Source organism: Thermosynechococcus sp. M3746_W2019_013 (assembly GCF_015296045.1).
In the GTDB taxonomy this organism is placed as follows: Bacteria; Cyanobacteriota; Cyanobacteriia; order Thermosynechococcales; family Thermosynechococcaceae; genus Thermosynechococcus.
The window spans coordinates 15,612-33,204 of sequence record NZ_DVDW01000062.1 but is presented as its reverse complement, the minus strand read 5'-3'; the positions used below and the strand labels follow the sequence as shown (position 1 = coordinate 33,204).

The following is a 17,593-nucleotide window of genomic DNA, read 5'->3' as shown; positions in this document are numbered from 1 at the left end:
TGGTGTTGAGAGAGTTGCATTGTTGGGGGAATATCAATGCCGACAGCACCCTATGCGATCGCTACACCACCCATTCAACCACCTTGGATTGACACACGACTCATGAACAAAGACGAACCCTTAGCACCAGTCTTTCGCCACATGGCCAGTGGCCTGTTTCCCTCCACAACTGAAACCTACGAACGCGGAAAAACCATTTTCTTTCCGGGGGATCCAGCTGAAAAAGTCTATTTTCTACTGAAGGGGGCGGTCAAGCTCTCACGGGTGTATGAAGGGGGCGAAGAAATCACAGTGGCACTGCTGCGGGAAAATACGGTATTTGGAGTCTTGTCCCTCATTACAGGCACCCGCTCCGATCGCTTTTACCATGCGGTGGCATTTACGAATGTGGAGCTATTGGCCGTTCCCATCGAGCAGGTGGAAAAAGCCATGAAGCAGGATCCAGAACTACCCATGTTTATGATTCAGGGGCTGTCATCGCGGATTTTGCAAACGGAGATGATGATTGAAACCCTTGCCCACCGCGATATGGGATCGCGCTTGGTGAGCTTTTTGCTGATTCTTTGCCGTGACTTTGGCGTACCCACCAGTGCTGGGGTAATGGTGGATTTAAAGCTTTCCCATCAGGCGATCGCCGAGGCCATTGGTTCGACGCGGGTAACGGTAACCCGTCTGCTCGGGGAACTGCGAGATCAAAACATGATCTCAATTCACAAAAAGAAAATCACGGTGCATAATCCGCTGATGCTGAGCCAGCAGTTTACCTAGGGGTGAGAGGCCACCACCAGTTGGCCATAGTCCAGTTTAATCAGGCGATCGGCGATATCGAAATAGCGATCGTCATGGCTAATCACAAAGACTGTTTTGCCCTGGGCTTTTAGTTCTGGGAGCAGCTGGCGGTAGAAAATATCCCGAAACACCGGGTCTTGATCCGCTGCCCATTCATCAAAGAGGTAGGCCGGGCGATCGTCGAGATAGGCCATCAACAACGCCAAACGCTTGCGCTCCCCTTGCGAGAGAGAAGTCGTTGAAAAGCGGTTACCTTCTAGGCGAACTTTGTGACTGAGGCGCAGTTTTTCAAGGTAATGTGGGATGACGGCTAGGCGTTCTGGAGATTCAATTCCCAACAGCGAGTCAAAGAGGTAAAAATCACTAAAGACAGCAGCAAAGTGTTGCCGATACCATTCGTAGTCCTCAGGCTGCAAACAGTGATCATCCACCCAAATTTCCCCTTGATCGGGCATGTAGAGTCCGGTAATAATTTTGGCGAGGGTGGATTTGCCGCTGCCATTACCACCGACAATAAAGACCAGTTCCCCGGCCTCAATGGTCAAACTTAAGGGGCCAAGGGTAAAGGCTGCGGGTTCATCCTTGTGGCTACCGCGGTACTGATGGCAAATCTGCAGGAGAGAGAGGGTTTTCCAACCAAAGGGAGGAAGCTCACCCCTATTATTAATATCTTGGCGCAGATCCCCAAGGCTGAGTTGCAGGGATTCCACTTTCTTGAGGGCAACCCTGGCACGACTAAACACTGGAATGGCATCAATCACCTGTTGCATCGGCAGCATGAGGTAGATAATTGTGAGAACATAGCCTGAGAGAACCGTGGGTGTGGCTCCCAGCAAATGGGGCAGTGTAAAGAGAAAGAAGCCAATTGTCACAAACAACAGCAGCTGCCCCCAACTGGCAGCAATGGCAAACACCATGTACCCTAGTTCATTTTGCTGCCGTGTTTTTTGAGCTGTGGGTGTCAATTCCCCATAGAAGAAGGCGAGTCGCCGTTGTCGATTCAGCTTGAGTTCTTTGTTGCCCTCCGTGAGTGTCCGAAAGTGGTGAAAAAGGTGATCCTGTTGCTGCCGTGCTCGCTCTAGGAATTTTTGTGCTCTGCCCGCTAGAAATAAGTAGCTGCCAGTACCAATGGCAATTAAGGCGACAAGGGCAAAAAAGAGGGGCGGCGACAACCAACCCATGTAAATAAGACAGCCAATCACAATGGCAATGGCATTAAAAAGATTGGGCAACACGGAAAAGGAACGGGAGACAGCATCCACGTCCTCTGTCAGCGTTGCAAGCAGCTGGGGATTACCAATGGCTTCTAACTGGCGTAGGGGTGAAGCGAGAATCTGCCGACTGAGGAGGAGGCGCATTTCATAAACTGCCTGTTGGGCAGCCCGCACCAGCAGTACTTGGGAGGTAAAGTGGGTCAACAGCAGTAGTGTGCCGAGGAGAATAAAGCCCCCAGGCAAGAGACGTTGGAGGGCAGGGGTTTTCTGCAAAGCGGCATTAATGAGGGCAATGAGCGCAGCCGTGCTGCCACCGTTGAGAAGTCCGGCGATCGCTGCTGCCACAATCGTCGGCCAGGCGGCTTCCAGGAGAATCCGAAATAGCTTCACGAATCTGTGGTCTCATCAGGGTTAAGGGTGGGTGCAGGCTCTTCGAGATTCAAGTTAGGAATAAAACTGGGGCGATCGGCATTTTCCCAACCCGGGGGACGCTTTGAGTTGTACCATGCAATGAGGCCAATGCTCACGGCAGCAATTAAACCCAGCAGCAACACCCCATAAAAGGGGAGGAAGTTACCTGCACCGACGGTAAAGCCAATTGCCAATGACCCCATTATTTTCCTCGTCAATATTGAGAAATATTTAGAACATCGAACACCACTATATCAATCCTAGCGCTGCTTTGAGAATCCCGAGGGGCGAAGCGACCTAGGGTACATTAAAAGATGGGAGGTGACTCCACCTGTAACAGAGAATTTTGCCCGACCTTTGAAGACCTGTGAACACCTCTGAACGATGAGCGATCGCGCCCTTCGACCGGCTCTTGTAGCTGCTGTGAAGCCTGGCTCCATTGCCGCGGAGTTGGGATTTGAACCCGGTGATGCTTTGGTGGCCATTAATGGCGATCGCCCCCGCGATCTAATTGACTACCGCTTTCTCTGTGCCGATGAATACCTCACTCTTGAAGTGCTGGGCAAAGACGGCCAAACCTACATTCTCGAAATCGAAAAAGATATTGACGAAGATTTAGGCCTAGAATTTACCACTGCCCTCTTTGATGGTCTAATGCAGTGCAACAATCGCTGCCCCTTTTGTTTTATTGATCAACAACCGCCCGGCAAACGGGAAAGCCTCTATATTAAGGACGACGACTACCGCCTAAGTTTTCTCTATGGTAGTTATATTACCCTCACAAACCTCCTCCCCTCAGAGTGGCAGCGCATTGCCCGCTTGCGCCTTTCCCCCCTTTACATTTCTGTTCATGCTACAGTGCCCAGTGTCCGCCAACGCCTACTGAAAAATCCCCGCGCTGGAGAGATTCTGCAACAGATTCGCTGGTTTCAGGAACAGCGGCTACAACTCCATGCTCAAGTTGTTGTTTGTCCAGGTATTAATGATGGTGAGTGCCTAGAGCAAACACTGCGAGATTTAGCCCAGTTCTATGATCCTGATTGGCCAACAGTCCTCTCAGTGGCTGTAGTGCCCGTAGGGCTGACCCGCTTTCGCCCTGCTGAGGATGAACTCACCCCCGTCACCTCCGACCATGCCCAAGCAGTGATTCAACGGGTACAGGCTTTGCAGCAGCAATTTGAACGGCAGTGGCAAACCCCCTTTGCTTGGCTGGCGGATGAATGGTTCTTGATTGCTGGGTGGCCGTTACCGCCAGCAGCCCACTATCAGGACTATCCACAACTCAGTAATGGAGTGGGCACCATTCGCCTGTTCCTAGAAGAGTTTGACCTTCACGCCCAACAGCTCCCTCAACGCCTACCACGGTCGCGGCATCTCAGTTGGGTGGTCGGCAATACGGTGGAACAGGCTTTTGAACCGTTGGTGGCACGCCTCAATCAGATTGAGAACTTGCGCCTTGATCTTTATGCCTTGGCCAGTGACTATTGGGGACAGCGGATGTCAGTGACAGGGCTACTGACCGGCCATGATTTGATTTATCACCTGAAGGGCAAACCCCTGGGCGATCGCCTCCTCCTGCCCAGTCTCATGCTCAAGCACGATGCCCCCGTTTTTCTCGATGATGTGCCTTTAGCCACTGTGGAGGAGGCTCTAGGGGTACCCATTCAAGTGGTCTCTGGCGGGGCAGCAGGAATTATTGCCGCTTGTACCCATCCCTAAAATCACTGATCTTGCCCCTTGGGATCCACGCGACTTATAATGGCTGGATGCTGTCCGCTGCACGCTCAACGCTATGATTGCCACCTCATCCCGTCCGGTTCGCATTGGTTCCCGCAAAAGTCAACTCGCTCTTGTGCAAACGGAATGGGTACAGGCGCAACTGCAAACCCACCATCGCGATCGCCCCTTTGAGGTGGTGACAATGACGACCCAAGGGGACAATATCCTGGATGTTGCCCTTGCCAAAATTGGCGATAAGGGGCTGTTTACCAAAGAGCTAGAACTCTCAATGCTGCGGGGCGAAACTGATTTGGCTGTCCATTCCCTGAAGGATTTACCCACTAAGTTGCCTGACGGCTTGGTTTTGGGCGCGATTACCGAACGGGAAGACCCCGCGGATGCCCTCGTTTTAGGTGCGAAATGGACAGGACACACCATTGATACTCTCCCCGAAGGTACAGTCATTGGTACCTCGTCATTGCGACGCTTGGCCCAACTGCGCCACTACTATCCCCATCTCACCTTCAAGGATGTACGGGGCAACCTAAATACCCGCCTCGCCAAATTGGATGCTGGGGAATACGATGCCCTGATTTTGGCGGTAGCTGGTCTGCGGCGTTTGGGGTTTGGCGATCGCATCAGCCAAGTTTTGCCAGCAACGGTATCCCTCTATGCTGTCGGTCAGGGCGCTTTGGGTATTGAATGCCGCGCCGCGGATGCCGACATTTTGGCTTTGGTGAAAACCCTTGAACATCCGGAGACAGCAGCCCGTTGCCTAGCGGAGCGAGCCTTCCTGCGGCAATTAGAGGGGGGCTGCCAAGTTCCCATTGGCGTTCACACAGTGATTGAAAATGGTCAACTGACCTTAACAGGCCTAGTGGCAAGTCTAGATGGCCAACGCCTTGTCAAAGACAGTCTCACAGCAGATGTGGCCACGGCAGAAGAACTGGGCACCCGCTTGGCCTTAAAACTTCGTGAACAGGGTGCGTCCGAGATTTTAGAAGAAATTTTCGCTACAGCCCGCCCTGAACGCTAGGGTGCTCTTACCAGGGATTGCCAATCATGGTAAAAGCTGCCCAGTAATAGGGATGACTCAGGGGGCGATCGCCCCGCCCCTGGGCAACCTCTGGCGGCAGTGGAATCTCTCCCTGGGGTGTCTGCAGTTGGTTGCCCTTGACGGTTACCTCGCCTCGCAACATCTCCAGTTGGGCTTGGCGCAGAGCCTCTGCTTTTATTGGTGCCGTATTTAAATGCTTATAGAAACGGGTCATCAAAGCCAATGTGCCCTCATCACTCACATACCACAGGCTGGCCACCGCCGACTTCACGCCCGCTTGCACCGCCAAACCTGCAAACCCCAATTCGGCATCCAAATCACCCACTGCTGTGCGACAGGCACTGAGAGTGAGCAGCTCTATTGGCGGACGATAGAGGCGTAGGTTTCGCAACTGAATTAAATTGAGCCGACTGTCCCGAAACGCAATGTAGGAGTTTTGGGGAGCTCCTGGTCGAAATTCGCCATGGGTTGCTAAGTGAATCACGCCATAGGTGCCCTGACGGTGCTGTTTCTTAAAATTGGCAAGGGTAAAGGCCTCATTCAGGAAGACTGCTCCCCCCCCTAGATCCTGAGCCACTTGCTGTAATTCTACAGGCACTGCCGGTAAGGGGGATTGGTCGGGGAAGTCAGACGCTCCCATAGCCAAGATGCGGGCTTCTTTGATATTCACATAGCGGGTGTCCGTGAGGCTCATACTGGGAACCAAGCCGACGCTAAAGCGCTCTACCAAAAAGTTTTGGCCGTCATGGAGTGCCGCCAGCGGTATCCCTCGCAAACCGTTGTCAGGAATGAACACCAAAGTATCAATCTGTTGGGCTTCCAGGCCTGCCCGCAGGGGGGCAATGAGCCACTGGTACAACTGCTGAGCTGCAGGCAAATAGGCGCGGGTATTGACTAAGCGGGGATCCCGCACCAAATTAGTAAAGGTTTCCGCTGTTTTGAGGAGGCGATCTTGGCCCACACCCCCCACTGCTCGGTAAAGGGGATCTCCTTGTGGTGTAATGGCCAGTAAATCTGTCTGATTCGGACGGCTGAGGACATAGATGACAGCTGGTTTTTTCCCCGTTTGCAGGGCCTGCTCTTGTAGAATTGCTTGAATTTTCTTGCTGAATAACTCAGGAACATCTAAAGGACGCCCAAAGTAAGCCAAAAAGCTTTGAGTATTTTTCTGCTCTAGAAGACTGATGACCTGACTGAAATTATTATTTGCCAGTGAAGAGGTAATCGTGGGCAGAAACAAAACCGGTGGTGCACCGACTGGCGGTTGCACTAAAGGAGGTGGTACCGGGCTAATGGGATTCAATAAACTCTTTCCGGCATCACTAGAAGAAGGTTCAGGAGATGATCCAGGAGAAGAAGGTCCAGGATAAGGGCCAGGAGTAATAAGAATTTGTGCGTAGATTCGGTCTCCGCTGTGGCGACAGAAAATCGCGCCTTGACCTTCATGATTGTCACAGTAACCCTCCGGTGTTTCCATCTTTTTGAGGAGGGCTGTAGCACTGCTGTTGTTTTGAGCGGCAGTAATAGCGGCAACCACGCCCACAAGACCGATAAAGGTAAGGAACCATACCCGTACCAAGACCCGGAAGGCCATAGAGCATTTCTCCTAGAAAAAACTAATATTTATACTGGATACAATGTTACAAAAGAGATGGTGAAAACTAAGCTGCCCAAATTGGTTTTGGATACGATGTGGGGTGACTTGATAGGTAGTTGGCCTGTGAGGCTGCTTGGCACTACAAGCCTGGGGTATTGATGGGCGACTGTATCACCGAGTAAGGTCTGCCCTGCGGAAGAAGTCTAAAGAAGAAGTCTAAAATAGAGTGCTGAGAACGGAGCGCAATTTGAAGCGGATAGCGATCGCGCTCAGGTTATCATGACCATTCACTTGATTCCCCAGATTGATGAGTTGATGAAGGGACTGCTGGAGCGGCAGACTGAAGTCCAGCATAGGTAGCAAATGACTGATAATGTGAGTTTCAAGGCAGCGATTATCCGAGAGGCCATCCGAACAAAGCAGAATTAGGGTGTCTTCCAAGATCTCTAAGTCTATGATCTCAGGAGTAATAGCTTCATTATTGCGTGGCCCTAGGGCTTGGGTGAGTTGATAGGCGTCGGGCCGGCCATAGGCAATTTCGGGCTCAACTCCCTGTTGAATCAGACGTTGACCGACTTCATGATCTGTGGTTAGTTGTTGCAGTCCTTGGCGTTTGGTGAAGCGGTAGATACGACTGTCGCCGACATGACCAAGGCGGAGATGGTAATTATGAAGCAGGGCCATGACAAGTGTTGTACCCATGCGACCACTGCCCGTTTTTGCTTTTTGATCATTGGTGGCAAAAATGACCTCGTTGGCACGGTAAATGGCGTTGCGTACCTCGTCGGCACTCGGAAGTTCTCCCTGCCACGGCCAAGTCTGCTCGAAGTATTCATGAACGGTTTTAGTGGCTAAGGAGCTAGCGACTTCTCCTTCGGCGTGACCGCCCATGCCATCACAGAGAACATAAACCCCTTGAACCTCTAGTTGTTGACCGTTGGGGGTTATGCGCATCTGCTGCCGATGATTGATGAGATAGAAATCCTCGTTGTGGTGGCGATCGCGCCCAGGATCAGTGTGGGCAGCAACGTCCACTTGAACCAGTTGTCGTGGTAGGAGGGCAGTTGGTGCATCCTCAATAGCGGTGTGATCCTCTTCTGCTGATTCTGGTGAGAGGGTGATGTCTGGCAGTTTCTCTATTAGATCGACCGTACTTTCGCCTGTCTCCGCCTCAGACACGGGTTCACTGCGCAAGGTGGAGGCAAGGGAGTCAAGCAACATCTGAATTTCTGAGATTTTCTCCAGCGGAGCCGTACTCAAAGAGACCAACAGGGGCATGAAAAGGGCTTGGCGGCGACTAGAGGCATGGGCAAATAACTCTTGCCAGATGCTAACGAGGCTAGGGGGCGGCGTGGGTCGCTCAAAAGTTTCCCCTAAGGGCAAAGTGAAGTCCAGTTGATGCAGCCACAATTGATCGTCTGGGTTGACGGCTAAGTTTCTGACTGTCAGCAAGGAATAATGGCAATGCCACGGTTCTAAAGTTTTCCAGAGGTCAACCATGTCCTCTAGGTACTGGAAAATCTGCTCATCGGCAATGTTGTCGTCTTGCCAAACATCTTGCAGAGGGCGCGCAGTGTGATTGTAGTCGAGAATAAGGCCATGGCAGTAGTTGACCGGTAAGTTGCTTGGGGAAACGGTATCTAGCCACGCATCGTGAATGGCTGGAATGGTTTCGGGATAGACAAGGTGTAGGGCAAGGTAGGCGATCGCCACCGCACTGAGGTCAGGGTATTGAGCTTGCAAATGGGGAATGACCACACCAGGGTCCAGAATATTTAGCCCCTGTGCCCAGTCCTGAGCCGTTTCGCGGAGGGTTTCTAAGAGCGTTGGTTCCTCAGGCCGTAGATCTTGCACTAGTTGGGGCAAATCACAGGCGTAGCGGTAATCCCAGCGTTGGTAGCGCTGCTGTGGATCAAAAAACGCAGCAGCACTAGGGGGACGGGTATCTTGCTCAAACACAGTTCCCTCAGAAGTGCGGTTGGGGGCAGCCAAAATAGGGTGATCAGGATAGGCAGGATAAAGCACACCCCACCAAAGTTTGAGGTTTTGATCAGTTTGAGCGGTAGGCATTAGAGCAGTGAGCCAGCAAAGACAGCACAGCGACGATTACCCCTTGCGAGGGGTATCCCCTATTGTATAACCATCGCCCTAGGACAGGCTTTTTCTGCGTCTTGCTGCTGTTTTTTATGACGATTCTTCAGCCATTGCCATCAAGGGGAATGATTTTGGCAATACGGTTGAGGACACGCGACTTGCCACGGGTTGATGCAAACGGATTAACCGGGCCAAGGTTGACTTCAGTTGGGTGCGCGGCACAATCACATCAACAAAGCCACATTTCTGGACAAATTCGGCGGTTTGGAAGTCGTCGGGGAGTTTTTCCCGCAGCGTTTGCTCAATGACCCGCCGTCCGGCAAAGGCAATTGTTGCCTTCGGCTCGGCAATAATAATATCCCCCAACATCGCGAAGCTAGCGGTCACGCCCCCAGCAGTGGGATGGGTCAAGACGGGGATATAAAGCAAACCAGCACTGCGATGACGCTCAAGGGCAGCAGCAGTTTTGGCCATTTGCATCAAGCTGAGCATTCCTTCTTGCATGCGCGCCCCCCCAGAAGCACAGACAATCACCAAGGGAATATGCTCCCAAGTGGCTCGCTCAATTAGGCGAGTGATTTTTTCACCAACGACGCTGCCCATACTACCGCCCATGAAGGCAAAGTCCATCACCCCCAAGGCAACCGGCAGACCTTCGAGTTGGCCCAGGCCAGTTTGTACGGCATCCTTAAGCCCTGTTTTCTCCTGATATTCCCGCAGGCGATCGCTATAGGGCTTGCGATCCTTAAATTGCAGGGGGTCACAACTGACCAAATTTTCATCTAGGGGGCGCCATGTGTGGGGATCAATCAGTTGCTGGATACGCTCACTGCTGCTGACGCGATGGTGATGGCCACACTCTGGACACACCAGTTGATGGCTATGCAGATCCTTGCTGTAGATCATGACGCCACAGGCTTCGCACTTTGTCCAGAGACCGTCGGCGATCTCTCGCTCTGGCTGCATGGGTGTCAACGCGGTTTCTTTACGGCGATTTGCAAACCAGTCAAATAAAGACATTGTAGAAAATTCCCTTTAACGTCGAAGTCTCAAATAGCGCGTTTGTATGGGTCTCTCCGAGGAGTATCCACTAAGAATAATTACTTATCATCCCACTTTGTTGCATTTTTGCAATATATCGCACAAGTTTGGGAAAATATGCAGGGGTCTGGGGAGAGATCACCGATCCAGGGGGAAGTTCGGTGCCACAATAAGAGAAAGTTAACAGTTCGCAGCGTAGCACTGGGTTGAATCTATGTCCATGGTTGCAGTCGTGGTGGCGATCGCCATCTTGGGAATCTTGATTTTTGTCCATGAGTGGGGGCACTTCATCGCTGCCCGCAGCCAAGGCATTCATGTCAACCGCTTTTCCATTGGTTTTGGCCCTCTCCTCTGGAAATTTCAGGGCAAAGAGACTGAGTACGCCCTGCGCCTGATTCCTTTGGGGGGCTACGTGGGTTTTCCAGACGATGACCCCAATAGCGGCGTTCCCGCCAACGATCCCAATCTCCTAAGCAATCGTCCGATTTTGGATCGCGCCATTGTCATCAGCGCCGGGGTGATTGCCAATTTGGTCTTTGCCTATTTGCTACTGCTGGTGCAGGTGGGGGTCATGGGCATTAGTCAAGCCACGTACCACGAGGGTGTGCTCATTCCTGCCCTTGTTCCTGAAAGTAGCCTTGTGGCCACCAAAGCGGGCATTCAGCCGGGGGACTTAGTTTTAGCTGTGGATGGCCAACCCTTGGGTGCCGATGCCAATAGCTTGCCAAACCTAATGCGAGCTATTCAGCAGCATCCGCAGCAACCCCTGACACTGACGATTCAACGTCAAGGGCACATCCAAGAGATTACCGTCACCCCCGAGGTCAGTGAGGAGGGTCAAGCTCGGATTGGCGTTCAACTGGCGCCCCATGCGGACATTCACCGTGAACACACCTTAAACCCGCTTAAATTAATCACGGCAGCGGCGGCGGAGTTTCAGCGGGTGATTGTCCTAACCCTAGATGGCTTTCGGGAACTTTTCCAGCATTTTGATCAAGCGGCTCAACAGGTCTCTGGGCCGGTGGCGATCGTTGCAATGGGGGCAGATATTGCCCGCTCAAACGCTGAACAGCTCTTTACCTTTACCGCTTTGATCAGTATTAACCTTGCGATTATCAACATTCTGCCCTTTCCAGCCCTAGATGGGGGTCAACTGCTCTTCCTAGTAGTAGAAGCGCTGCGGGGTCGTCCCTTACCTAATCGCATCCAAGAGGGGGTGATGCAAACAGGGCTGGTTCTACTCCTTGGATTGGGAATGTTCCTGATTGTGCGGGACACCGTAAACCTCACAGGCTTGGGCTGGGTGCAGCAACTCTTTTAAGTTTACTAAGTTTACCTATGGCTATTACCCGTCGCCTCTGCGCCAAGCAACAACGGGCACTGGAAATTCTCACCCGCCTTAAGCGCCTCTATCCCGATGCTACCTGTAGCCTCAACTTTGAAAATCCGCTGCAACTGTTGGTGGCCACGATTCTCTCTGCCCAGTGCACCGATGAGCGGGTGAATCAAGTCACGCCGGCACTGTTTGCCCGCTATCGCCATGCCAAAGACTTTGCAGCAGCCGACCTGGCAGAGTTGGAACAATACATCAAGTCCACTGGTTTCTATCGCAACAAAGCTCGCCATATTCAAGGTGCCTGTCGCCGCATTGTCGAGGTCTATGGGGGTCAAGTGCCCAAGGTAATGGAAGATTTGCTTTCCCTGCCGGGAGTCGCTCGTAAAACGGCCAATGTGGTTCTTGCCCACGGTTATGGCATTTTAGGCGGAGTCACCGTGGATACCCATGTCAAGCGCTTGAGCCGGCGGCTGGGGCTTACCCAAGAAACCGATCCTGTGAAAATTGAGCGGGACTTAATGCGTCTGATCCCCCAGCCCGATTGGGAAAACTGGTCAATTCGCTTGATTTACCATGGCCGTGCAGTTTGCCAAGCCCGTCAACCCCAGTGCGAAAGCTGTGAACTGATTGATTTGTGTGCTACGGGCAGGAAGCTGATACCAAAGCCATAGAGAGTTTTAGATAATCAGATAATAGAGCAGATTTTTGATCTGGCCCAACGACAACCCTAACCGCCACCACGGGCAAACGGCCTGTTAGCCTCTAGGGCCTCCCTTAGCAGCAGGGCGTGGCACCCTTGAAGCCCCACCCATGGGTTTGCCAGTGAGTTCATTGGTCTATTTTGGCGCATTCTGGTTGGGAAAACAGGGCTGCGGCTGCGATCGCTGCGCTCAACAACCCTGTGGCGATCGCAGAGCCAGATAATGACTGTTAGATCCACCCTCAACCACGGATGGTTGGCTGCAGGATTGATCTGAGTATTCCTCCACCCCCCGATTGGGTCATTGCGGTGGACATGACCCACACTGATACCCACACTGATGTTGAATGATAAGAACCGCCTGTATGCAGCCTTGGGGGTACCAGAGTTATGGCGGTACAATGGTGGGAGATGGCAAATCGTCTAGTTGCGGGATGGAATCGATCGCTCCCCTTTATTTTTTATTTCTATGGATGCCCAAAGAGTCTCTTTATCGCTTCTTGGCAGAGGCCAAAATGGATGAGGTAGCGGCACAGAAGAATTGGCGACGCTGGGTGCAGGAACAACGGCCATGGTGATTTATCGCCTCAATGCCCTTACGGATAATTACATTTTTTTGCTCTATGATCCGCAAACGGGGACAGCGGCAGTGGTGGATCCAGCAGAGCCAGAACCCGTCCTTGCCAAATTAGCGGAATTGGGGGCAACACTAAGGGCAATTTTCAATACCCACCACCATTGGGATCATGTGGGTGCCAATCGTGCCCTGCGATCGCGCTTCCCGGATATCGCAGTCTACGGCAGCCGCCAAGATCAAGGCCGCATTCCAGAGCAAACCGTCTTCCTGAAGGCGGGCGATCGCGTTCCCTTTGGCCAAACTTATTTTGACGTCCTCTTTGTTCCCGGCCATACCCGCGGTCACATTGCCTACTATGCGCCGACAACGGGCGATCTATTTTGCGGTGATACGCTTTTTGGCGGCGGTTGTGGGCGTCTTTTTGAGGGAACCCCAGCCCAGATGTTGGACTCATTGAATCAACTGCGGCAGCTACCGGAGGAGACGCGGGTCTGGTGCGCCCACGAATATACCCAAAAGAACCTTAGCTTTGCCCTGACCGTCGAAGCGGATAACCCTACCCTGCAAGAGCGCTATGCCCAAGTTTGTCGCGATCGCGCCCAAGGGCAAGCCACGATTCCCAGTACGATTGGCCTTGAAAAGGCGACAAATCCCTTTTTGCGCTGCGAAGTCAGGACCATTCAGATGGCCGTGGGGGCAACCACACCTTTACAGGCCTTTACGCGATTGCGGGGTAAACGGGATCAGTATTGACAGTAATCATACAGTAAGCATTTATAGTACCAGAACAGTAATCTAGCTTTATATTCCTCTACCTACAAAGCCGCTATGGCAGTTTCCTATCAGAGTCGCTTCTTTAGCTTTTGGCGACAGCAATGGCAACGTTGGCAGCAACGGTGGCAGCGCCAACAATGGCAGATTGAAAGCACCCTCAGTGGCACACTTCAGGTCATTGGCTCAATTCTGGCACAATTTTGGCAGCGGCGAGTTCCCCAACTGTTGGGCACGGTTTCCCAAATGCATCAACGCCTCCTGCCGAAACCGACAGCGACACCCCCTGCCGATGAAGCCCTGTTGACCGTCATGTCTGCTTTGTCCCTCACACCAGGAGAGGAGCAATCTTGGGTAGTGGCGATCGCCCCCATTGCTCGCCCCTTAACTTGGTGGCAGCGCTGGATGGCTCCTTGGCAACGCTGGTTTCAACCCCCACCCAAGACATTACCCTCAGCGGCCGCACCCTTGGCACAGCGGCCACCTGTTTACCTTGCCTGCGATCGCGCCGCAAAATCCCTCTTGCTTGTGGATGAGGCTGCCCGCCCCTTGAAAATCTTCACCCCCACAGAACAGCAGCAAATTGAGCAACACATTGCCTACGCCTTGGCAGTGTACTATCAGCATGTTCGGCAGTGGTATCGGCGACGACATCACTGGTTCTGGCGTTGGTGGGAGCGATCCCTCAAAGCAGACTCTAACCCACCGTCCTGTTTGGTGGCAACCTTTCTGGGGCAACTTCAGTTAACAGGTAACCGTGAAGAGGATTTAGTCCTACCCTCAGCATCTCCCTTGGCCGCTGCTGTCCGCTGGTTGCGATCGCGCCTCCCCTCTGGTCGCAAGAACACGCTTTCCCAAGTGCGGGTACAGGGGATTGCTACTCTCTTAGAAACACAGCAGATGGTGCTCATTGGCACCGATAACACTATCCTGTACATCCTCAGCCCTGCCCAACAGGCGCAAGCCCTAGCTTGGATTGAACGCCATCTTCATCCCTTCAAGCTCCCCTTCCAAGACTGGCTGACTCAACTCTCCTACTGGCTAGGAGGATTCCAACTCCCTGCCGTAGCAACCGCGAATTCACCCCTATTGGCAGCTACGGATCCTTTGCCAGTCTTTTCTCCCGTGGACACCCTGCTCAGTTTAGGGAGCACCGCGGCGCCATTCACTCCTTCATCGCCCTCGGAAACTGCGGCCACCAGTGTCGATCCGAATCCAGAGCAGTTGATTCTTGATGTGGATGCTGCCCTCATTGGCTATGAACTCCACTGGTTTGAACGGCTACTGCTGTGGTGCGATCGCCTGTTTCTCTGGATTGAAGAACAGCTGATTCGTTTAGGGCGGTGGCTCTTGCAGCAGTGGCAGCGCCGGTGACCCTCTTAAGGGAACTGCCGCCATTATTTTTTTAGGCATGTCTAGGCGGTCCAACCGTCGAAATTGCTTCAATGAGGGGCGATCGCAAAGCAGCGATATACTCTGGCCAGCCAATGAGAATGGGTTGCTGATGGGCCAGGGTTTGTTCCTGTAAACCTGTGGCATCAAAACGCAAGGGATTTCCCTGCAAGTCGGTGCACACCAAACCTGCCGCTGTTGCCAAAGCTAAGGGGGCTGTGGTATCCCAGAGCTTAACCCGCTGATTTAAGTAGAGGTAGAGTCCCGCCCGTCCCAAAATTACTTCAATCACCTTGAGGCCAAAACTGCCCAGAAAGCGAAATTCCACTTGGGGCAACACCCGATGAATTGCATCGCCGTAGGTACGGTAGTCGCGATAGCCAATCATCATCGGGCAATGGTCGGCATTAGGGGAAGGTGGACAAACGGGTAATAGGGGGACAGGTGGCCCACCGCTGCTCATTTGAAAGAGTCCCCAGTCTTTACCGCCGTAGTAGAGATGGTCCAGATTGGGGGCATAGATCCAACCCGCCACTGGACTGTAGTGCTCTAGCAAACCCACCATTAGGGCATAGCCTTGGCGATGGTGAATTAGATCATCAGTACCATCAAGGGGATCAATCAGCCAGTAGCGATTTTTCGGTTCCTGAAAAACTGCTGGGGAGTCGGCATTTTCCTCACTGATGATGCCATCTTCAGGAAACCAAGCACGAAATTTCTGACTTAGCAGCCGATCCAAGAAGCGATCAATACTGGTGGCAAAGTCTTGCCGTCCCTTTTCAATGACATCAAAGGGTTGCTGTGCCAGTTGCCGTGCCCGTTGCCCCGCTTGGCGCAGGAGTTGATTGATCTGCCAGATTTGGCTAGAGGTCAGAGGGGGAGAGGTCGTCATTTGAGATCCAGCCGTCCACTTTCCTTTAGTTTGGCGTTAAAGACCAGCGGCTCCTGTAGCGATCGCTGCCGTAGCTGTTCGAGAATCGCTGCTTCAACTCGCCGCGCCACCTGTTTCAGCAGCTTTGGTTGAGTGAGTGAGTCGGCACTGGCCCATGCAGCGCGTTCGGCCTCGGTCATTTGCTCCTTGACATCAATGGCATTTTCCCACTGCGGGCGATCGCGCTCGTTGCCTAAGGGCACAGTTCCCAATTCCGCTAGCCACTGCTGTTTCACGGTTTCTAGCCACGGGCGATCGGGACGTTCAATGGCGATCGCCTTATAGCCACTACACCCTTGAGGACAGCGCACAAGGTGTTGTAGCAAACTCAGTCGTATATCCCGAGAATAGCCAATATACTGCACCCTGCCGGCAGCATCAAAAATGGCATAGAGACCGATCGCTCCCTTGAGATCAGGGGCCACACGACCTGAACCATCAATATAGGGATGGAGGGGCAATTCAGCCAAAGTCGGCGCAGGAAGGCTCATATCAGCAGGGGTGGCTCTTTTCGCGTGCTTCACCCTCAGTATGCCCTATCTCTGGCTATAAAGCCTTGACCAATGCGGTTGCCACCGAAGCATAGTTCCACTCAAGCTAGAATGAGAGTCTTAATCAAACCACCACTGTTCCAGCCTAGTGCGAACGAAGGATATCTGGCGATGTTTTGGACAACTCGGCTATGGCAACGCCGCTGGTCTGCTTGGCTCTACCCTTGGCGGGGGATGGATTGGCTACTTTTAATTGCAGTATGGTTGATTACGCTGTTAGGGGCAGTGGCCATTCACAGTGCTGAGCTGCACATTGGCGAAAAGGATGGCTTCCAACATCTGGCAATCGCGGGCGTGGGTACAATTTTGCTTTTCCTACTGGCACGGGTGCCGACCTCGGTCTTTATCTCAGTCCACTGGTGGGTTTATGGCATCAGTTGTCTCCTCCTACTGGCTGTGAGCCTATTTGGCGTTGAAGCTAACGGTGCCCAGAGTTGGCTGCCCATTGCTGGCTTTAACCTCCAGCCTTCTGAATTTGCCAAAATCTCGATCATCCTCACCCAGGCTGCCCTCCTGCAGCGGGTTCCTGCCAATGGCCTCAGTGGCATTCTACGGGTGTTTGCGGCAACGGCCTTGCCCCTGGGATTGATTTTATCGGAACCCGATCTGGGTACTTCCCTGGTCTTTGCTGCCATCACCTTGGGGATGCTCTACTGGGCCAACGCCCGTTTGGGTTGGATTGTGCTGATGCTCTCCCCTTTGGTGGCAGCCATTCTCTTTGCCCTACCGCTGCCCTATGAACTAAATCTTGTGCTGTGGTTCCTGTGGACATTGGGGATGGGGGTTGTGGCATGGCAAAATCTTCCCCTTGGTTGGATTGGGGCGATCGGCGGCATTGTTCTGAATCTTTCGGGGGCAGGGCTGGGGCAATTGCTGTGGAGCGTTCTCAAGGACTACCAAAAAGATCGCCTCTTAATGTTCTTGGATCCGGACAAAGATCCATTGGGGGCGGGCTATCATCTGATCCAATCCCGCATTGCCATTGGCGCGGGTGGCCTGTGGGGGCGAGGGCTGTTTCAGGGGACGCAGACGCAATTGGGATTTATCCCTGAGCAGCACACGGACTTTATTTTTTCTGCCATCGGTGAGGAATTAGGCTTTTGGGGTGGCTTGCTAGTTTTAGGACTGTTTTGGTTCATTGGGCTGCGGCTATTGCAAATTGCCAATAGTGCCCGTGATGATTTCGGCTCGCTGCTGGCGATCGGCCTTTTTGCTATGTTGATGTTCCAAGCGGTGGTCAATATCGGCATGACAATGAACCTATTTCCGGTGACAGGTATTCCCTTGCCGTTCCTCAGCTATGGCCGTTCTGCCCTTTTGGCAACCTATATTGGTTTGGGGCTGGTACAAGCGGTGGCCAATCATCACCCGCGATCGCGCTACTAAAGTCAAGCCCCCTTTGTTAAAATTCAT

General features: G+C 52.8%; 15 protein-coding genes. 8 read left to right on the top strand and 7 right to left on the bottom strand.

Annotation, left to right across the window (positions count from 1 at the left end):
- Nucleotides 1–102 precede the first annotated feature (102 nt).
- Nucleotides 103–768 (top strand): global nitrogen regulator NtcA, encoded by a 666-nt coding sequence (gene ntcA / locus IGQ16_RS11035; RefSeq protein WP_041429578.1) that lies wholly within the window; start codon nt 103–105, stop codon nt 766–768.
- On the opposite strand, the gene IGQ16_RS11030 is transcribed toward ntcA, so the two are convergent.
- Both IGQ16_RS11030 and IGQ16_RS11025 read right to left on the bottom strand, forming a co-directional pair.
- Nucleotides 765–2,393: a cyclic peptide export ABC transporter gene (locus tag IGQ16_RS11030; protein ID WP_024124699.1), complete on the bottom strand. Its 1,629-nt coding sequence runs from the start codon at nt 2,391–2,393 to the stop codon at nt 765–767. The genes ntcA and IGQ16_RS11030 overlap by 4 nt on opposite strands.
- The gene (locus IGQ16_RS11025; RefSeq protein WP_024124698.1) at nt 2,390–2,617 is read right to left on the bottom strand and encodes a hypothetical protein; all 228 of its coding nucleotides are present in this window, start codon (nt 2,615–2,617) and stop codon (nt 2,390–2,392) included. Before IGQ16_RS11025 ends, IGQ16_RS11030 begins: the two co-directional genes overlap by 4 nt.
- Before the next feature lie 181 nt (nt 2,618–2,798).
- On the opposite strand from IGQ16_RS11025, the gene IGQ16_RS11020 reads away from it, so the two are divergent.
- Both IGQ16_RS11020 and hemC read left to right on the top strand, forming a co-directional pair.
- On the top strand, nt 2,799–4,133 hold the full coding sequence (locus IGQ16_RS11020; RefSeq protein WP_297041728.1) for a TIGR03279 family radical SAM protein: 1,335 nt from the start codon (nt 2,799–2,801) through the stop codon (nt 4,131–4,133).
- Nucleotides 4,134–4,206: 73 nt separating this feature from the next.
- Nucleotides 4,207–5,169, top strand: a complete 963-nt coding sequence (hemC, locus tag IGQ16_RS11015; protein WP_024124696.1) for a hydroxymethylbilane synthase — start codon at nt 4,207–4,209, stop codon at nt 5,167–5,169.
- A 7-nt stretch (nt 5,170–5,176) separates the two neighbouring features.
- Here the strand turns inward: hemC and IGQ16_RS11010 are convergent, their stop codons facing one another.
- The 3 genes from IGQ16_RS11010 to accD all read right to left on the bottom strand — a co-directional run bounded on the left by IGQ16_RS11010 (nt 5,177) and on the right by accD (nt 9,901).
- Nucleotides 5,177–6,784 (bottom strand): CHAT domain-containing protein, encoded by a 1,608-nt coding sequence (locus IGQ16_RS11010; protein ID WP_297061537.1) that lies wholly within the window; start codon nt 6,782–6,784, stop codon nt 5,177–5,179.
- Between the two features lie 219 nt (nt 6,785–7,003).
- Nucleotides 7,004–8,857 carry a serine/threonine phosphatase gene (locus IGQ16_RS11005; protein ID WP_024124694.1) on the bottom strand — a complete coding sequence of 618 codons (1,854 nt, stop codon included), beginning with the start codon at nt 8,855–8,857 and terminating at the stop codon, nt 7,004–7,006.
- 114 nt (nt 8,858–8,971) lie between these two features.
- A complete protein-coding gene (gene accD, locus IGQ16_RS11000; protein ID WP_024124693.1) occupies nt 8,972–9,901 on the bottom strand; it encodes an acetyl-CoA carboxylase, carboxyltransferase subunit beta in 930 nt (309 codons plus the stop codon).
- Nucleotides 9,902–10,136: 235 nt separating this feature from the next.
- Here accD and rseP point away from each other — a divergent pair, with 235 nt between their 5' ends.
- The 4 genes from rseP (at nt 10,137) to IGQ16_RS10980 (ending at nt 14,680) form a co-directional block, all read left to right on the top strand.
- Nucleotides 10,137–11,243, top strand: coding sequence for an RIP metalloprotease RseP (rseP, locus tag IGQ16_RS10995; protein ID WP_041429078.1), 1,107 nt, complete (start codon nt 10,137–10,139; stop codon nt 11,241–11,243).
- Between the two features lie 17 nt (nt 11,244–11,260).
- A complete protein-coding gene (gene nth, locus IGQ16_RS10990) occupies nt 11,261–11,929 on the top strand; it encodes an endonuclease III (protein ID WP_024124691.1) in 669 nt (222 codons plus the stop codon).
- Between the two features lie 600 nt (nt 11,930–12,529).
- Nucleotides 12,530–13,288, top strand: a complete 759-nt coding sequence (gloB, locus tag IGQ16_RS10985) for a hydroxyacylglutathione hydrolase (protein ID WP_024124689.1) — start codon at nt 12,530–12,532, stop codon at nt 13,286–13,288.
- A gap of 75 nt (nt 13,289–13,363) precedes the next feature.
- Nucleotides 13,364–14,680, top strand: coding sequence for a hypothetical protein (locus IGQ16_RS10980; RefSeq protein ID WP_024124688.1), 1,317 nt, complete (start codon nt 13,364–13,366; stop codon nt 14,678–14,680).
- A gap of 31 nt (nt 14,681–14,711) precedes the next feature.
- Here IGQ16_RS10980 and IGQ16_RS10975 read toward each other — a convergent pair whose 3' ends face one another.
- Together IGQ16_RS10975 and IGQ16_RS10970 are read right to left on the bottom strand one after the other, a co-directional pair.
- The gene (locus IGQ16_RS10975; RefSeq protein ID WP_297061532.1) at nt 14,712–15,590 is read right to left on the bottom strand and encodes an inositol monophosphatase family protein; all 879 of its coding nucleotides are present in this window, start codon (nt 15,588–15,590) and stop codon (nt 14,712–14,714) included.
- Nucleotides 15,587–16,120, bottom strand: coding sequence for a GIY-YIG nuclease family protein (locus tag IGQ16_RS10970; RefSeq protein ID WP_041429076.1), 534 nt, complete (start codon nt 16,118–16,120; stop codon nt 15,587–15,589). The genes IGQ16_RS10975 and IGQ16_RS10970 overlap by 4 nt, the downstream gene beginning before the upstream one ends.
- Before the next feature lie 171 nt (nt 16,121–16,291).
- Here IGQ16_RS10970 and rodA point away from each other — a divergent pair, with 171 nt between their 5' ends.
- Nucleotides 16,292–17,566 (top strand): rod shape-determining protein RodA, encoded by a 1,275-nt coding sequence (rodA, locus tag IGQ16_RS10965; RefSeq protein ID WP_024124685.1) that lies wholly within the window; start codon nt 16,292–16,294, stop codon nt 17,564–17,566.
- Nucleotides 17,567–17,593 lie beyond the last annotated feature (27 nt).